Source organism: Ensifer sp. 1H6, assembly GCF_001976035.1.
Taxonomy (GTDB): domain Bacteria; phylum Pseudomonadota; class Alphaproteobacteria; order Rhizobiales; family Rhizobiaceae; genus Ensifer; species Ensifer canadensis.
The window spans coordinates 219,133-235,272 of the sequence record NZ_MOAI01000002.1 but is presented as its reverse complement, the minus strand read 5'-3'; the positions used below and the strand labels follow the sequence as shown (position 1 = coordinate 235,272).

The following is a 16,140-nucleotide window of genomic DNA, read 5'->3' as shown; positions in this document are numbered from 1 at the left end:
AAGCTGGCCCGGCATTTCTCGTTTCAGGAGGTCGGGGACCATGTCGGATATTCACAGCGGCAGCTGCCTTTGCGCGGCAGTGCGGTTCAAGACGCGGGGCGAACTGCGCGAGTTGATCTTTTGCCATTGCACGCAATGCCGCAAGCAGACGGGCCTCTATTACGCCGCGACCAATGTGCTGGATCGCGACATGGAACTTGAGGGGGCGGAGGACGTGACCTGGTATCGTTCGAGCGATGGCGCGCAGCGTGGTTTTTGCCGCAACTGCGGCTCGGCTCTGTTCTGGAAATCCGATAGCGCCGAATACGTCTCGATCATGGCCGGCGCCTTTGAGAAGCCGACGGATCTCCTACCCGGCTATCACATATTCTGTGCCGACAAGGGCGATTTCTACGACATTAACGACGATCTGCCGAAGTTTGAAGCGGGCCGGTCGTAGGACCGTTCAAGCCACTTCCGGCCGCCAGGCGATGACGCGATCCGTGCGCGCGAACCTCCGGCGACGCCGGGCCGCACTTAGTGAAGGAAATGACCTATTTCGCCAACCGGACTGCACCGTCCGTGGCTCGCTCATAGGCATTGGCCAGGGCCGCGAGCTTTATAGCCTGCCAGCGACAATACTCGTCGACCAGTCCGGCGCTCATCCAAAAGCGTCCACGGGAGCCGTCGTTCGATCGGCCGATGAAACCTGTGTCCTGCGCTTTGGTGAACAGTCTGCGCACGTGCGTGTTGGAGATGGTGTAGTGGTTGGCAAGCTCGGCGAGATTGAGTTCCAGCCAGACCTTTCCGTCCACGGGCGTCAGGCTTTTCGGACGCGCCATGAGGTCATCGAGCAGCAAGCCCCCGCATTCGGTCCAAACGAAGATGGCAACGCCTTCGGGGGGCTCGCTCCAATTCTTGTCGGACAGGAGCATTCGCGCCGCGATCGGCTGCGTGCGTCCAAGGACAGAGGTGTCGGCCTCGACATGTTCCAGACGTCTGCCGCCATCGAGGCGGTCGAGCGTGCCCATTTGGCTCATGAACCAACGCATCATGGCGCTCTCGCTGACTTCCGTCGGCTCAAGTGGGCGAACCTTCTTGTTCGTCCGCTCACCTCTGACATCGCGCAGCAGCTTGTAGGCGAGCAGCTCGGACAGGAATGCGGCTGCCGTGTTCCTGCTTGCGCCGCCGGTCTCGCGCATGAACTTCAACAACCGCGCGGCAGTCACTCCCGAATCGGGGTGAGACGGGTCGCGCTCAAGATGAAGCGCGTAAGCGGCCTGGGTCAGCGTCCATTTCTGGTGGGAGGCGACGAGACGAGCCACACGTGGAAAAATATCATAGACCGCCATCAGATCGCGAGCGCTGATCTGCAGCGTCTCGCGCAGGAGCGGGTTGCGCAGCAATCCGTCCGCCGTGAAGGCGAGCGGTTTCTCCGGTGCAGCATCCCCCTGTTTTGCAACCAACTGCATCTGTCGCGCACGTCTCCCGACGATCTCTCGCATACGCCTCGGGTTCCGATCCCTCGCCACGTGTGCTTCGATACTACTCAACCCATCTGCATGTAGCAGCTCTACCTTGCCCATAACGTGCGAACCCGTCATTTTGTTCGAAAGCATCGGCAATCGATTTTCCGTTGCCAGTCCCTTTGTGCTGTCGCGAGGCTGTTACTGCACCAGTACCGGTGGCTGACATTTGACGCCGGTGACGCGGACATCGGCTTCTCCCACGCGTACCCCCACTAGGAGCAGCAGATTGTAGAGCAGATCGTCCACCGGTTTCGTGACCGCGGCCAAGGTCTGGGCAAGCGCCTGTTGCAGGATAGTCGGGCTGCCGAGCGTCAGGAACAACACCTGAATGTTCAGGTCCAGATTGTTGAGCAGGGTCTTCGTCGTCGACGACAGGATGTCCTTGGTCGAAACGCTCTTGATCGAGCGTGCGGCCACTTCGGCGGGGCTGAAGGTGAGGCGGGACGCTTGAAGGTTCTGCGCCTCGACGTGAGCGATGGCGTCGATCTTGACCGCCAGCGCATCGACGATGCGGGCGCGCTCGACCCGAGCGTCGAAGGAGAAACTCGAAAGCACCTTCGGATTGACGTCACCGACGGCGATCTCAGCGACGCCCGGCACCGCGTCGACGACGACTGCCGCGTTCTCCGGCTTGCCGCCGTAGCAACGGATGTCGGCAAGTTTGGCTTCTGCGTGGGCAAGCTCGACATAGATCGGCAACCGAATGCGCATACCGGCAAGGGCCGCAAGCCCGTCTATGCCCCGCGGCATCCCTGACGAAGCGCTGGCCGGCTGCGACGCCCGGATCGGGGACATACCGTCCACGCGTGACCGTTGCCACGCCGTCGACCTTTTCCGTCCCGACGTCGCCGGGCGGCAGAACCTTGCCATCGACGGTCAACAGGCCGGAGGGCGTCGCAACAGCGAAATTGACATGGTTGTTGGAGAAGTACTTGAGAACAGCCTGCTCGGCGGAGGAGACGTTCGATGCGGCGGCGATGGCAGCAAGATCGACGGTCGACTGCATTTCCTGCTTCTGGACCGTGAGGTAACCGTAGTCGATGCCAAGTCCCATGGAGGCGATCACGAGCGGCATGACGAGAGCGGCGGATATGCCGACGTTGCCACCTCTTGATCGGGCGAGGTGTGCTATTCCCGGCGCTTTCAAACCCATATCAGATACCTCCCAAACGGATCGTAGCGAAGCGCTCGATAAATCGGGAGATCGCCGGCGTCGTACTTGATCCTCACGGTAAACTGGTTGGCGTTACCAGCATCGTCCTTGACGGTGACCGTCATACGGGACGGCTTGATGAAGGCTTGGTCCATGGTCGTGCGCTGGATGTAGTCCGTGGCAAGGCGTTCTCGCTCGCCTTCGGAAAGTCCGGCAATGGCGGTGCGCGCTGCGTCGGCGGCTATCTGCTGAATGGAGTGGGCCGCGCTGAGGTAGATGCCGTAGGCGATCAACGTCAACACACATAGAAAGAATAGAGGGGCGATGATTGCAAATTCAATTGCGGCAGCGCCATCGCGGCTGCCGAACAGGCGCGTTATTTTGGACATATCAGCAACTCCGACCGAACCGTGACTGCTTTTTCTCTGTCCCTGCGCCTTGACGGTGCTCCCCAAGTGTTAATTTTTCGATACGCTAATAGGTTGTTTCAATAGTCAGAAATAGCCTATTGTTGCAAAATACAAATTTGTGATTGAATTAGGAATCTTGCAGATTCTTGCGCGCTTTAGTGGCTTGTCCGGTGTCTATTCATTGTCGGGTATGTGCCGATACTGGGAAAGCTGGCGGTTAAGATTGGCGATGTCGGTCCTCAGCTCGGCGATCTCGCGCAGTAGCACATCGTCCACCTTGTGGTGCAGGGCGATCAACTCGACTTCCGACTTCAGATTGACCTCATAGTCCTTTGCCGCAGCGAAGCGATCGCGCTCGGCCTGCCGGTTCTGGGACATCATGATGACCGGCGCCTGCAGCGCCGCCAGCATCGAAAGCAGCAGGTTGAGGAAGATGAAGGGGTAGGGATCGAAGGCCCCGGTCACCAGCAAGACGGTGTTGATGATCACCCAGACGACGAGAAAGCCGCAAAAGCTGAGAATGAACCCCCAGGAGCCGCCAATCCTGGCAATGGCGTCGGCGAGCCGGTCGCCGACGGACAGCTCGGCGCTGAACGCGGCATTGGTGTCGGTTGCAACGGTGCGTCGTTCCTTGGCGCGGGTCAGGATGCGGCGCTCGATTTCGCCGAGCTCGGCCATCGGTTTGCCGAAGATGTGCTGCGAGAGTTCGTTCAAATGCGGCATGGCTATCTCCGGAAATGGATCGGACGATATCGAAAGCGTTTCGCGCAAAAGTGTGCGGCGGATTTGCGATAACGACACGGGCAAAAAACAAGAGCCTAAAGCGCAGTGAGCGAATCGGAAAGATCGCGACGCGCTTAAGCGCACCACTTCGACGAGGAAATCAACGGGATAGATGAGAAAGTGCACAGAGCCGGGCGGTTTACCGTCCGGCTCTGTTCAGAGGCCAGTGATGTCGCACGAACGTGTGCGGGTGTGGTTTAGAAGCCTGCGGCGTAGAGATCCGCGTGCGACTTGAAGAAGCGGTCGGTCGAGTAGCGCTTGCCGAACATCATGTCGTGCTGGAGGAAGCGATAGTCGCGCAGCAGGGCCGGGACCTTCGGCTGACGAGACCATTCGGCGACATCCTTGCCGTTCTTGCGGATCAGCATGTAGCGGTCGACGACGCGGTACTGGTCGTGCACCTTGCCGAGGAAGCCGGTATAGTAGGGATGCTCGTAGCCGGACTGCTTGAGGATCTGGTAGGAAAGGAAGGCCGGGCTGATCGTGCCGACATTCTTCTTCGGACCCGTCTTGTTCGACCAGACGACGAGCGGAGTTTCGTGCTGCGCCTTCATCTGGTCCTTCGAGCCCTTGCGCTCCGCGGTCACGCCCTTCATGAAACCGGTGTTGGTGTAGACCGTGTTCAACGGCGGCAGGTGGTCGCCGAAGAGCACGATGATGGTTTCGCGGTCACGTTGCTTGGCCCAGTCCATCAGCTTCTTCAGGCTCTCGTCGGCTTCCTTGACGCCCTGGGCGTAGGTTTCAAGCACCTGGCGATCGCTCTCCGGCAGGTTGCCTTCGACCTTGATGGTATTCTTGGCATAGCGGTTCGGCTCATAGGGGCCATGGCCCTGCAGCGTTACCGCGAAGAAGAAGAAGGGGTCATCCATGGCGTCCGCCTGGCGGATGATCTCCTTGGTCAGGGATTCGTCCGAGGCGAAAATGCCGCGCTTCTGCATCGGCGGCATATTCTCCTCCGACTTGAAGGTGTCGAAGCCGAAGGCCTTGTAGACGGCGGTGCGGTTCCAGAACCAGCTCTGGAACGGATGGATGGCACGCGAAACGTAACCCTCGCCACGGAAGAAGGTGGCAAGCGAGGGGATCGGATTGCGGATGTACTGTTGGTACGGAATGCTGCCATAGGGCAGGAAGGCATTCGAAAAGCCGGTCAGCGCTTCGAATTCGACATTGGCCGTCATGCCGCCGAACTCTGGCGAGAACACGTTGCCAGATTGCATTTCGCGGATCGTCGGCATCGGGTCGGGCGAAAGCTTGACGTTCGGCAGACGGGTCGGATCCCAGAAGGATTCGCTCATCAGCACGATGACGTCGGGCTTGCTGCGGTGGGAGGTGCCGGCCGGCAGCGGCTTGACCGGGATGCGATCGATCGCATCGGCCATGTAGCCGGCGGGCGCGTTGACGTTGGCCATCGGCAGATTGATCGCAAACGCCAGCGCAAAGCCGTTGTGACGATAGTTTTCGGTCTGGTCCCACATGATCGGGATGACCTTCAGGCGATCACGGATCCAGGAGAACTGGTTGTAATCCATGATGTGCCAGAAGGCGAAGAGCAGCGGCAGCGCAAAAGCTGCGCGAGCGATGCGCTCGCGGCGTGTCAGCTTGGGGAAGTTGCGCCAGGCGTAACGCAGCAACAGGCCGATGGTTGTAACGGCTGCGATGAGGCCGACAACGATGCCGACGGCCGTCCACGGACGATCCTTGACAAGCACAGGCATCAATTCGAGGATCTGGCGGCCAAAGAGGAAGTCGGTCGGATAGAGCGGGTCGGAGAGAAAGACCTGCTTCTGCTGGCAGATGATGGCCGGTATGATCGCCAGCGGCGCGAGCACCACGGCGGACTTGTGTTCGCGGCCGAAAACGCCATCGATGGCGAGAAGGATCAGGAAGAATGCACCGATGGTGGTCCATGCGGGGCGCGTCGGATCGAGGAAGTAGGCGACCGTGTCGGCCATGGACTGGCGCACGATCAACTCGACTGCAAAAACGAGGGCTGCCGCGATCGACAGCGAGAACAATGCACTGCGTGCGGAGGTCAGCGTCTTGGCGTGCCGCGCGGCAAATCCGGGTCTACCAGCGTAGACTCGTGATCTCCTCGCTACGGCTGAATCGATATTGGCCAACGTCTTCTCCAATTTCATCAATGTGTCGTGTAGCTGTCATACGACTGTCATTTTGAACAGGGGATGAATGACTTGTTCAGGGTGTTTGGAAACAGGTTTTCGTGACGTGAGGACGCGCGAGCCGGCGCCGATAACAAACCGGAAACGCAGAATTTTTTGGAATTTTTCGCTTCGCGGCGATTGGCTGTGGGCATTTTCGCGCGGATTGCGCTAAAGATCGGGGCGAAAGTCAGACGCATTCGTTCGAGAACAGACCGACAGGCCCGCTCATGACCGCTCACAAAGCCGCTCCCACCCTGCTTCGTATCGCAATCGCCCAGCTCAATCCGACCGTCGGCGATATCGCCGGAAACCTGGCGAAAGCGCGTGAGGCGCGCGCCGATGCGGCGCGCCAGGGCGCCGACCTCCTGCTGCTCACCGAGCTCTTCATTTCCGGCTATCCGCCGGAGGATCTGGTTCTCAAGCCTGCTTTTCTCAAGGCCTGTTTACAGGCGGTGGAAAAGTTGGCCGAGGAGACCGCCGACGGCGGCCCGGGCGTCATTATCGGCTTCCCGCGCCTGGCCAAGACCGGGCGCCACAATGCCGTCGCCGTGCTCGATGGCGGCAAGATCATTGCGGTACGCGACAAGGTCGATCTGCCGAATTACGGCGAGTTCGACGAGAAGCGGGTGTTCGACCAGGGCGAGATGCCAGGGCCGGTCAATTTCCGCGGCATTCGCATTGGTATCCCGATCTGCGAGGACATCTGGGGCGATCTTGGTGTGTGCGAGACACTGGCGGAAAGCGGCGCCGAAATCCTGCTGTCACCGAACGGCTCGCCCTATCATCGCGGCAAGGTGGACGTGCGCCATCAGGTCGTGCTCAAGCAGGTGATAGAGACCGGCCTGCCGATGATCTATGCCAACCAGCTCGGCGGTCAGGATGAACTGGTGTTCGACGGCGCGAGCTTCGCCTTCAACACGGACAAGTCGCTCGCCTTCCAGATGAGCCAGTTCGAGGAGGCGCTGTCGATCGTCGAATGGAAAAAGGGCGACAATGGCTGGCACTGTGCCGGCGGCCTGCAATCGCGCCTGCCGGAGCGGGAGGAGGCAGACTATCGCGCCTGCATGCTCGGCTTCCGCGACTACGTCAACAAGAACGGTTTCAAGAACGTCGTGCTCGGCCTGTCCGGCGGCATCGACTCGGCGATCTGCGCAGCACTTGCCGTTGATGCGCTCGGCGAGGAGCGGGTACGCACGATCATGCTGCCTTACCGCTACACCTCGAAGGACTCGCTGAAGGACGCCAAGGATTGCGCCGAAGCGCTCGGCTGCCGCTACGATATCGTGCCGATCGAAGAGCCGGTCGAAGGATTTCTCGGCGCGCTGGCCGATATGTTCGAGGGCACGGAATCGGGCATCACCGAGGAAAACCTGCAGAGCCGCACGCGCGGCACGATCCTGATGGCCGTCTCCAACAAGTTCGGCTCGATGGTGGTCACCACCGGCAACAAGTCGGAAATGTCGGTCGGCTACGCCACGCTCTATGGCGATATGAACGGCGGCTTCAATCCGATCAAGGACCTCTACAAGATGGAGGTCTATGGCATCTCGCGCTGGCGCAACACCACCGTGCCGCCGGGCGCGCTCGGTCCATCCGGCGTGGTCATCCCGCAAAACATCATCGACAAGGCGCCGTCGGCCGAGCTTCGCCCCAACCAGACGGACCAGGATTCACTGCCGCCCTATCCGGTGCTCGATGACATTCTGGAGTGCCTCGTCGAAAAGGAGATGAGCACGGAGGAGATCGTTGCTCGTGGTCATGACGAGACAACGGTACACCGCATCGAACATCTGCTCTATATCGCCGAATACAAGCGCCGACAGTCGGCGCCCGGCGTGAAGATCACCAAGAAGAATTTTGGCCGCGATCGGCGCTATCCAATCACCAACCGGTTCCGCGATCGGGGATAGACGGTGAGCGCATCCCCGAAGGGCGGGACGGCAAGGAAAGCCAGCCGGAGTTCACCGAGGAGGAAATCCGGCTGATCCGGCTGTGGTCGCTGAGCGACGTTTCTGCCGGTGGGCAGCTTTCGGCGCAGATCGCCTGTTTCGCGACGCCGGCCGTGTTCGGTGTCTATGGTCTTGCGACCGGTAGTCTCGTCACCGTCGGCGTCGCCTTCGTCTGCATTCTTCTGCTGCTGGCCTGGGGCTTGGTCTCGACCTGGCAAGACCAGCGCAGCGTCATCTTGATGCGGTCGATCTGCGCCAAAGTCTTGGCGGTGCTGCCACGGGGCGAAGAAAGCAAATAGCTGCGGTTGCGGCAGGAGAAGCGTATGCGCAGTTCCATCGAAACCTATGACATCGTTACCGCCGAGACTCGCGTCGTCTGGCAGACGGAGCGGCTGGTCGAGGCGCCGAATTGGTCTCCGGACGGGCGATATCTCATCATCAATGGCGACGGCCGGCTTTACCGGCTGGCCTTCGACGGCTCGGAGCCGGTCGAGATCGAAACCGGCTTTGCCCATCTCTGCAACAATGACCACGGCATTTCGCCTGATGGCAGCACGATTGCGATCAGCGACAAGACCGAGTTCGGCAAGTCGGCGATCTACCTGCTGCCGGCTTCTGGCGGCACTCCGCGGCTTGTCACCCCCAACCTCCCGTCCTACTGGCACGGCTGGTCGCCGGATGGCGGCGCACTGACCTATTGCGGTATTCGTGATCAGGTCTTCGATATCTATACGATCTCGGTCGAAGGCGGCGAAGAGCGGCGACTGACGCAGGGCGAAGGCCGCAACGACGGGCCGGACTGGTCGCCGGATGGAGCGTGGATCTACTTCAACTCCAGCCGCACTGGCCGCATGCAGATCTGGCGCGTTCGTCCCGACGGCACCGACGTTGAGCGCGTGACCGACAGCCCCTATGGCGACTGGTTCCCGCATCCGTCGCCCGACGGAAGACACCTTCTGGTTCTCTCCTATGACGGCGATGTCTTCGATCATCCGCGGGACCTGAACGTCCGTCTGCGATTGATGGAGATGGATGGCAGCAACGCGCGCGAGCTGTTCGAGCTCTTCGGCGGGCAGGGCACGATGAATGTTCCCAACTGGTCGCCCAAGGGGGATCGCTTTGCTTTCGTTCGCTACGAACCGGAAAGCTGAGAAGCCTACAGCGCCGCGCGTCTTATCAGACGCGCAAAGGTCGCTGTAGCACTTTGAATTGCTGCATGTTTTATCCTTAACTCGGATAGGATTTAAGGAAACATGCAGTGGACAAGAATATCGGCTGCGTGCTAGCGATCGTGTCGTTCGCAGGGCGCACCCGATCCGCGGGAAGGGCCAGACCCACCTGTTTCACTGGACTTGGTTGCCACACCTCTTTTCAGTCTGTGGGCGCGGATACCGGACGTGAATGAAAGGAGGTCTTTCATGATCACGCGCGATCTTTCCGCGAACGCTACCCTCTATTCCATCCGCAAGCAGGCCAAGGCTTTTCACAAAGCCCTGGAGGCTGGCGATGCCGCGGCACGCCAGCGGGCGCTGTCCTATTTCTCCGAGCCGGCCACAATCGGCCTGCAGGATGCCCAACTGGTCATCGCCCGGGAGTTCGGCTTCTCCAGCTGGACCCGATTGAAAACGCATCTCGAACGCGCTCAGGGCGGCAAGCCCGCCACCGAACAGCTTGCCAATCGCTTCCTCGCATTGGCGACCGTGTCCTATTTCGGCGACATCGCTGCGGACCCGGAGCGATATGCCCAGGCGAAAGCCTTGCTCGACGAGCATCCAGAAATTGCCCGTGAAAGCATCCATGTAGCAGCCGCTCTTGGCGATGGCGACGCCATCGACCGTTGGCTCGACACGGATCCGAAACTCTCCGGCAAGCGTGGTGGGCCTTACGATTGGGAGCCTCTGCTCTACGCGGCCTATGCCCGCGTTCCCGGCAGATCTTCCCTTGCAGCGGCTGAACGGCTCATTGCGTGTGGCGCCGATGCCAATGCCTTCTGGATGGACGACGGGCAATATCGTTTTACCGCGCTGACGGGCGTCTTCGGCCAGGGCGAGGCGGGCAAAGAGCGTCAGCCAGAACATCCGGATTGCGTCGCCTTTGCCGAACTCCTGCTTAAGGCCGGCGCTACGGCCAATGATAGCCAGGCGCTCTATAACCGCATGTTCGAGCCCGATAACACCTGCATCGGTCTTTTGTTGCGGTATGGGCTAAGCGCAAAGGACAGGAACAACTGGCTTGTCCGCGAAGACGGTCAGTTGATCGAGAACAGCGAAAGGGTCTTCGACTATCAACTTGCCTGGGCGCTGGAAAAGAAGATGACGGACCGTGTGCGGCTGCTGGTCGAGCATGGGGCCGACGTAAACCGCGTCGTGAAAGGTCGCACGCCCTACCAATGGGCCGAGCTCGGCGGTGATCCGACCCTTGCCGGCTATCTGGTGGCCCATGGCGCCACGGTCGCGGAACTCACCGATGTCGATCGCCTCGCGCGGGCGATCGGTGAGGGAAATGCGACGGCGGCAAAGGCGCTGGCAGCCGGGGATGCGGCGCTTGTTTCGCGCACGCAGGCGGCCCATCCGGCGATCCTGCATGAGGCTGCGGGTGAAGCCCAGCCGGCCCAGGTGGCGCTGATGCTGTCGCTCGGCTTCGACGTCAACCGCATGACGTCGCGCACACCGCTGCACGAGGCGGCATTGCACGGGCATATCGAGATGGCGAAGCTGCTGATCGCGCATGGTGCCAACACCATGGCGCGCGACCCGTATCATCACGCACCGCCGATCGGCTGGGCCGAATACAACGGCAAGGCCGATATGGTGCGCTTCCTCGAGACACAGCCGCTCGACCTGTTTGCGGCCGCTGCCTTCGACAAGGGAGAGCGGGTGCTCGAGATCGTCAATGAAAAGCCGGAGTTGCTCGACATCCCCTTCGGTCAGTTCCGTGGGCGTGGGCGGCCAAACCCGCAGAGCGACTGGATGACGCCGCTCGCTATCGCTGTCGTCAACAGGAGGCCATCCGTGGTGAAGCTGTTGCTCGAAAAAGGCGCGAACGCCAACCTGCGTGATGGTACTGGTACGAGGTCGATCCGCGACCTGGCGCGCGACGAAGGCGACGACGAAATCGTCTCCTTGTTGCGTCCGGCTGTGCAGTCCAACTAACAGTCGCACGACTGGTGATTGTCGGCTTTACTAGGCGGTTGAAGTCTTTAAGGCTTTCAAATACCAGCTTGCTTAAACTAAATTTCTGCTTTGATCTTTAGGGTGGCGTCTGACCGGTGCCACCCCTCGCCTTTGACGGCTGGTCCGGTGAGGGGGCGCTGGCGTGATCGAGCAAAAGTTTCGGCAACCGAAGCGCAACAGGGCGGTGTGGGCGATCCATGCGGCCTGTACCCTGGTCGCGATCCTGACGATCGCCAGCCTCATCTTCGTTCTCAACCGCTCCGTCGTCGAGGCCGATCGCTTCGGTCTTTCGGCGGAACGCCGGCTGGTGGCAAACGAATTGCGGCACCAGATGGAAGCCGCCGTCCAGTTTCAGGCCCAGGTTTCCTTCTGGAATGCGACCTATGCGGAACTTGCGGCCGGACGGCTGAGCGATACCTTTGTGGCCCCGGAATTGGCGGGTTGGCTGTGGGAGGACTACGGCTTTTCCTGGCTGATCGTCAGCGATGCCGACGGGCATGTCTCGACCGCGGTGAAGGATGGGCTGGTCGTGCCGGCGGAGGCGGCCGATGCCCCGCTTCACGACGTCGAAGATCTGCTCGACGAAGCCCGACGCCGCTACGACAACGCGTTGAGAAACAACAACGGCACCTATACGCTCGATATCCCCCAGCCTGATCGGCAATCGGTCACGCCGATCGTGCCCGGCATTCATGCCGTGGATATGCGCCAGATCGAGGGCCAGATGAGCATAGCCGTCGTTCAGGCCGTCATCCCGGAAACGCTGCAGCTGCCGGCCGAACGCCGCAAGCCGGTGTTCATGGTTTCGGTTCGCCCGCTGACGGCGCGGTCGCTGCGCGAAATCGAGGCAAAGCTTGGCGTAACCGGCCTCGCTTTCGTGCCATTGTCACAGCGGCCGGCCGACGGCGTGCACGTCTCCGCCGGTCGCTGCGCTGATGTCTCATGCCTTGTCGTCGCCTGGACGCCCAAATCGCCCGGCGGCTTCGTCCGCGCGGAAATCCTGCCGAGCGTCATCGTCATCGCGATCGCGGCTACCCTGCTGATGGCGTTTGTGGCCCTCAGGTTCTCCTCCGTCTTTTCCGCCCTGCAGCAGAGCGAGGCGCGAAACCGCCACATGGCGAAACACGATCGTCTCACCGGGCTGCTCAATCGCAGCGGCTTCGACGAAGTGCTCGCTGCGGCCCTGCTCGACGTCAAAAAAACGTCCATTCGCGCTGATCTTTGCCGATCTCGACGAGTTCAAGGCCGTCAACGATGAGCACGGCCATGCGGCGGGTGACGCAGTCTTGGTGACGATGGCCGAACGTTACCGCCTGCGGGTTGGTGCGCGCGGAACTGTTGCCCGCCTTGGCGGCGATGAATTTGCCGTCATCCTGCGGTCAACCGGCAAGGATGCGTCCGAACTTGCCACCGGTCTCGTCAACGATGCGCAGACGCCAATCGAGTTCGAGGGGCAGGTGCTGCGTATCGGCGGTAGCATTGGTGTGGCCTTTGCGCCGAGGCATGGCCGTACTGCTCGGTCGTTGCTGGCTGTAGCCGACGAGGCGCTCTATCTGGCCAAGCGACGGGGACGCAACCGCGTCCAGACGGCCGACGACCTTTCGACGGAAAACAACGATGCGCCGGACGATGAGGCTGACAGGCGCCATACCGGCTGAGCTGTCAGGCCGACGCCGTTCCATCGGCATGGTCATCGTCTGAACGGCTGAAGCGCCCGCCAAGCGGAGCGGTCACCCACAACAGCCGGGCATCGTTGTCGCTGGTCGATATGCAGGCGTGGCCAAGGCGCGCATCGAAGTAGACGGCGTCGCCGGATTTCAGCACGGCTGGCGCGTAGTGTTCGGTGTAGAGCGTGATATCGCCTTCGAGAACATACATGAAGTCCTCGTCGTCATGCCGGTCCCAATCCGGGAACTGGTCGAGCGATCGTGCTCTGACCAGAACCTCCACCGCCATGAAGGCGGTGTTGCGGACCTCTTCCATCAACAGCCGCAGACCATAGTTCGGCGTTTCGTGGCGGGTACCATCGTCCTGTCGGGTGATGCTGCGCCGACCGGCAGGCGGGCTTGCCTCGCCGGAGGCGAGAAAACTCAGGAGGTCGAGCGAGAATCCAGCTGCCAACTTCTGCATGGCGTGGAACGTCGGTGACATCTCGTTGCGCTCAATCTTCGACAGGGCCGAACGCGACAGGCCGATATGCTGGCTCGCCTCTTCTAGTGTCCAGTCGCGCGCGATTCTGAGCTCCTTGACCCTTGCACCGAGTTCGGCCGGACGCTCCTCAGTCGTGCGCAATCTCTGTTCGGCGGGGCGGCGGGTGATGGTCAGCTTCGGCATGGCGTCTCCTCGCGCAACAGATAGAGGCAAAATCGACGATTCTCAATTCTGTTGACGAAATCCACTATAGTAGATAATTCCCAATTGTTGAAGTTAACGGGAGGATGGACTGTGATCAACATTGCCGAAAGCAGATATGGAGTAGACGAGCTGCTCGTTGCCGATGCGGAGGCCGACGAGCGGCGATGGCTGCCATTTGGCGACAGTGCCTTTTCCTTGCCCTTGCTGTTTGACGTGCGCGGCGGGAGCTGGGTCAGCCTCTTCAAGGCGAAGGGAGCCGGCACGATCGAGCGGCATCGCCATTCCAATCCGGTTACCGGTTGGACGCTCGAGGGCACTTGGGGGTATCGTGAGCGCGACTGGATAGCACGACGCGGCACCTTCATCTTCGAGCCGGCGGGAGACATTCATACGCTCTACGTGCATCCGGAGGCCGGGCATATGAAGGCGCTGTTCCATGTGTTCGGCCCCCTGGTCTATCTCGACGAGGACGGCAACGCCGAAGGGTATGACGATGTGCTCGTCAGGCTCGATCGGTATGCGGCACACTGTAAGTCCGTCGGGCTCGGCGACGAATTCGTCCGTACGCTCATCCGATAGGGGGAAGTGATCATGCATGCATTGGTGTTCGACTCGTTCGGTGGGCCCGAGGTGCTGAGCTACCGCGAGGTTGCCCACCCGGCCGTGCCGCCCGGCCACATCCAGCTCGCCATGCGGGCGATCGGGCTGAACTTCGCCGATATCTACCGGCGCAAGGGCAATTATGTGCTCGCCGGCAAGGCACCCTTTATTGCCGGCTATGAAGGGGCCGGTGAGGTCATCGCGGTCGGTGAAGGCGTTGAAGGCATCGCCCTCGGCGACAGGATAGGGTTTGCCGACGTGCCGTTTGCCAATGCAACGCGGGTGACCGTGCCTTTGGAGCGGGCGATTCCGCTTCCTGTTGATATCGGCTTCGAGGCGGCGGCAGCGCTCCTGCTGCAGGGGCTGACGGCGCAGTATCTGGTTGAGGACAGCTATAGCGTCCGGGCCGGTGACACGGTTCTTGTCCAGGCGGCAGGCGGTGGCGTTGGGCAATTGCTGATCCGGCTCGCCATCGCGCGGGGCGCAAGCGTCATCGCCATGGCCTCGACGCTGGAAAAGCAGGCCCTTGCCAAGGCCGCCGGTGCTGCCCATGCGCTCGGATATGACGAGGGCTGGCCGGACAAGGTGCGCACCTTGAGCGCCGGTGGGGTCAATGTCGCCTATGATTCGGTCGGCATAACCTTGCTCGACAGTCTCTCGGCGGTGCGCTCGCGCGGCACGCTGGTGACATTCGGCATGGCGGGTGGGCCGGCGCCGCTGGTCGATCCGCGCTATCTCATGGAAAATTCGAAAACCGTCGTTGGCGGCGATCTCTGGGATTTTCTGACAGACCGGCAGCAACGGCTAAGCCGGGCAGAGCGTCTGTTCCAGGCCCTGCGCGCTGGTATCATCGAACGTCCGCGCATCGAGACCTTCGCACTGTCGGACGGTGCGGCAGCCCATGCGCGGCTCGAAGACCGCAGCTTTTCCGGAAAGATCGTGCTTTTGCCGGAGTGAGAGACCGGCCCCGTGTCGTCGCGGGGCCCGCCTTTCAAATGATGGGCACGTTGTAGGGTGTAATCACCTCGACGGCCGACAGTCGGCTTCCGCCCAGCTTTTGCCCGGCGCCGCTCCGTCGTGCGAGAATAGCGCGAAAAGTCATGCGGGCGTCGCTGCGCAAGTCATGATGCAGGACGAAATGGATCCGGCGTTGGCGCAGCAGCGCCAGATTGTCCTGGTCGAGGTCATGAGCGATGAACAGGCTGCAGTCGCGGCCGAGGCGCTCGAAGGCGGCCAGCACGGCGCGGTTGCCGCCGCCGATCGAATAGGCGGCATTGATGTCGGCGTCTGTCGCAAGCGCTCTTGCTGCAAGAACACCGGTTTCGGCGTCCTTGCCGTAGCCTTCGCTGATCTCGACGATGCGGATCGCCGGATAGTGCTCGCGGAGCACCCGGCGAAAGCCGATTTCGCGTTCCTCCTCGCCACGAAAACGGCTGCTCGAAATCGTCACGAGCACGGTTGCTGCCTGCCCGGCGAACCGTTCGCCCACGAGATAGGCCGCCGTCTCGCCGGCCGCGCGGTTGTCGGCCCCGGCATAGGCGGTGCGCGCCGAGTTCGGCAGATCGGTGACAAGCGCGACGACCGCAATTCCCGCCTGTTCGAGGCGGGCGACGGCGCCAACGATTTCGGGCACATCAGGTGCCTTCAACACGACGCCGTCGGTCCCACGCAGGCGGACGCGGTCGAGCAGCTGCGCGATGTCGTGCGGCCGCATGATCTCGGCAAAATGGAACCGGCAGCGAAACGTGGTCGGCATGAAGGTCGGCGCCTCGGTTTCGAACGCCTGCCTGACCGCCTCGGTGAAGCGCTCCGGCGCCTCCATCACGATATCGATCGCGCGCTTCTGGCCTTGCATCTCCGATCCCGATTGCTGCTTCTCCAGCTCGCGGATGGCGGCTCGCACGCGGGCTGCCGTCTGCCGGCGCACGCCGGGACGTTCATTCAGGACGCGGTCGACGGTCGCGGTGCTGAGTCCCGCCTGAAAGGCGATATCCTTGACCAGAAACGGATGTGCCAACGACGAACTCTCCTGATGGTTTTTTGATGG

At 61.4% G+C, this 16,140-nt stretch carries 15 protein-coding genes and 1 pseudogene; 9 read left to right on the top strand and 7 right to left on the bottom strand.

Annotation, left to right across the window (positions count from 1 at the left end; translation table 11 throughout):
- Positions 1–40 precede the first annotated feature (40 nt).
- The gene (locus BKP54_RS03975; RefSeq protein ID WP_025427236.1) at positions 41–439 is read left to right on the top strand and encodes a GFA family protein; all 399 of its coding nucleotides are present in this window, start codon (positions 41–43) and stop codon (positions 437–439) included.
- A 94-nt stretch (positions 440–533) separates the two neighbouring features.
- Here BKP54_RS03975 and BKP54_RS03970 read toward each other — a convergent pair whose 3' ends face one another.
- From BKP54_RS03970 to BKP54_RS03950, 5 genes and pseudogenes are all read right to left on the bottom strand, one after another.
- Positions 534–1,484 carry a hypothetical protein gene (locus BKP54_RS03970; RefSeq protein ID WP_038576148.1) on the bottom strand — a complete coding sequence of 317 codons (951 nt, stop codon included), beginning with the start codon at positions 1,482–1,484 and terminating at the stop codon, positions 534–536.
- 162 nt (positions 1,485–1,646) lie between these two features.
- Positions 1,647–2,661, bottom strand: a pseudogene (locus BKP54_RS03965) (pilus assembly protein TadG-related protein).
- Positions 2,652–3,050 (bottom strand): TadE/TadG family type IV pilus assembly protein, encoded by a 399-nt coding sequence (locus BKP54_RS03960; protein ID WP_171520354.1) that lies wholly within the window; start codon positions 3,048–3,050, stop codon positions 2,652–2,654. Before BKP54_RS03960 ends, BKP54_RS03965 begins: the two are co-directional and overlap by 10 nt.
- Positions 3,051–3,245: 195 nt before the next feature.
- Positions 3,246–3,794, bottom strand: coding sequence for a DUF1003 domain-containing protein (locus BKP54_RS03955; protein ID WP_025427232.1), 549 nt, complete (start codon positions 3,792–3,794; stop codon positions 3,246–3,248).
- Between the two features lie 257 nt (positions 3,795–4,051).
- Positions 4,052–5,974, bottom strand: coding sequence for an LTA synthase family protein (locus tag BKP54_RS03950; protein WP_025427231.1), 1,923 nt, complete (start codon positions 5,972–5,974; stop codon positions 4,052–4,054).
- 269 nt (positions 5,975–6,243) lie between these two features.
- Here BKP54_RS03950 and BKP54_RS03945 point away from each other — a divergent pair, with 269 nt between their 5' ends.
- The 6 genes from BKP54_RS03945 to BKP54_RS36005 all read left to right on the top strand — a co-directional run bounded on the left by BKP54_RS03945 (position 6,244) and on the right by BKP54_RS36005 (position 12,796).
- The gene (locus BKP54_RS03945; protein WP_025427230.1) at positions 6,244–7,926 is read left to right on the top strand and encodes an NAD+ synthase; all 1,683 of its coding nucleotides are present in this window, start codon (positions 6,244–6,246) and stop codon (positions 7,924–7,926) included.
- 152 nt (positions 7,927–8,078) lie between these two features.
- Positions 8,079–8,264: a hypothetical protein gene (locus BKP54_RS03940; RefSeq protein ID WP_025427229.1), complete on the top strand. Its 186-nt coding sequence runs from the start codon at positions 8,079–8,081 to the stop codon at positions 8,262–8,264.
- Positions 8,265–8,288: 24 nt separating this feature from the next.
- Positions 8,289–9,116 carry a TolB family protein gene (locus BKP54_RS03935; protein WP_025427228.1) on the top strand — a complete coding sequence of 276 codons (828 nt, stop codon included), beginning with the start codon at positions 8,289–8,291 and terminating at the stop codon, positions 9,114–9,116.
- A gap of 267 nt (positions 9,117–9,383) precedes the next feature.
- A complete protein-coding gene (locus BKP54_RS03930; protein WP_084814282.1) occupies positions 9,384–11,117 on the top strand; it encodes an ankyrin repeat domain-containing protein in 1,734 nt (577 codons plus the stop codon).
- A gap of 163 nt (positions 11,118–11,280) precedes the next feature.
- Positions 11,281–12,396 (top strand): CHASE4 domain-containing protein, encoded by a 1,116-nt coding sequence (locus tag BKP54_RS03925; RefSeq protein ID WP_084814281.1) that lies wholly within the window; start codon positions 11,281–11,283, stop codon positions 12,394–12,396.
- Positions 12,287–12,796 (top strand): GGDEF domain-containing protein, encoded by a 510-nt coding sequence (locus BKP54_RS36005; RefSeq protein ID WP_245317802.1) that lies wholly within the window; start codon positions 12,287–12,289, stop codon positions 12,794–12,796. Before BKP54_RS03925 ends, BKP54_RS36005 begins: the two co-directional genes overlap by 110 nt.
- A 4-nt stretch (positions 12,797–12,800) precedes the next feature.
- Here BKP54_RS36005 and BKP54_RS03915 read toward each other — a convergent pair whose 3' ends face one another.
- Entirely contained in the window at positions 12,801–13,472 is a 672-nt protein-coding gene (locus BKP54_RS03915) for an XRE family transcriptional regulator (RefSeq protein ID WP_025427225.1), read from the bottom strand.
- Between the two features lie 111 nt (positions 13,473–13,583).
- Between BKP54_RS03915 and BKP54_RS03910 the strand changes: the two genes are divergently transcribed.
- Entirely contained in the window at positions 13,584–14,072 is a 489-nt protein-coding gene (locus BKP54_RS03910; RefSeq protein ID WP_025427224.1) for a 2,4'-dihydroxyacetophenone dioxygenase family protein, read from the top strand.
- Positions 14,073–14,084: 12 nt separating this feature from the next.
- A complete protein-coding gene (locus tag BKP54_RS03905; protein WP_084814279.1) occupies positions 14,085–15,050 on the top strand; it encodes a quinone oxidoreductase in 966 nt (321 codons plus the stop codon).
- Between the two features lie 34 nt (positions 15,051–15,084).
- Here the strand turns inward: BKP54_RS03905 and BKP54_RS03900 are convergent, their stop codons facing one another.
- Positions 15,085–16,110 (bottom strand): LacI family DNA-binding transcriptional regulator, encoded by a 1,026-nt coding sequence (locus BKP54_RS03900; RefSeq protein WP_025427222.1) that lies wholly within the window; start codon positions 16,108–16,110, stop codon positions 15,085–15,087.
- Positions 16,111–16,140 lie beyond the last annotated feature (30 nt).

Bases quoted from the DNA above. Each gene is read 5' to 3' on its own strand.
- BKP54_RS03930 (WP_084814282.1), top strand. From the start codon at position 9,384: ATGATCACGCGCGATCTTTCCGCGAACGCTACCCTCTATTCCATCCGC.
- BKP54_RS03945 (WP_025427230.1), top strand. From the start codon at position 6,244: ATGACCGCTCACAAAGCCGCTCCCACCCTGCTTCGTATCGCAATCGCC.
- BKP54_RS03975 (WP_025427236.1), top strand. From the start codon at position 41: ATGTCGGATATTCACAGCGGCAGCTGCCTTTGCGCGGCAGTGCGGTTC.
- BKP54_RS03905 (WP_084814279.1), top strand. From the start codon at position 14,085: ATGCATGCATTGGTGTTCGACTCGTTCGGTGGGCCCGAGGTGCTGAGC.
- BKP54_RS03955 (WP_025427232.1), bottom strand. From the start codon at position 3,794: ATGCCGCATTTGAACGAACTCTCGCAGCACATCTTCGGCAAACCGATG.
- BKP54_RS03915 (WP_025427225.1), bottom strand. From the start codon at position 13,472: ATGCCGAAGCTGACCATCACCCGCCGCCCCGCCGAACAGAGATTGCGC.
- BKP54_RS03970 (WP_038576148.1), bottom strand. From the start codon at position 1,484: ATGCGAGAGATCGTCGGGAGACGTGCGCGACAGATGCAGTTGGTTGCA.
- BKP54_RS03960 (WP_171520354.1), bottom strand. From the start codon at position 3,050: ATGTCCAAAATAACGCGCCTGTTCGGCAGCCGCGATGGCGCTGCCGCA.
- BKP54_RS03935 (WP_025427228.1), top strand. From the start codon at position 8,289: ATGCGCAGTTCCATCGAAACCTATGACATCGTTACCGCCGAGACTCGC.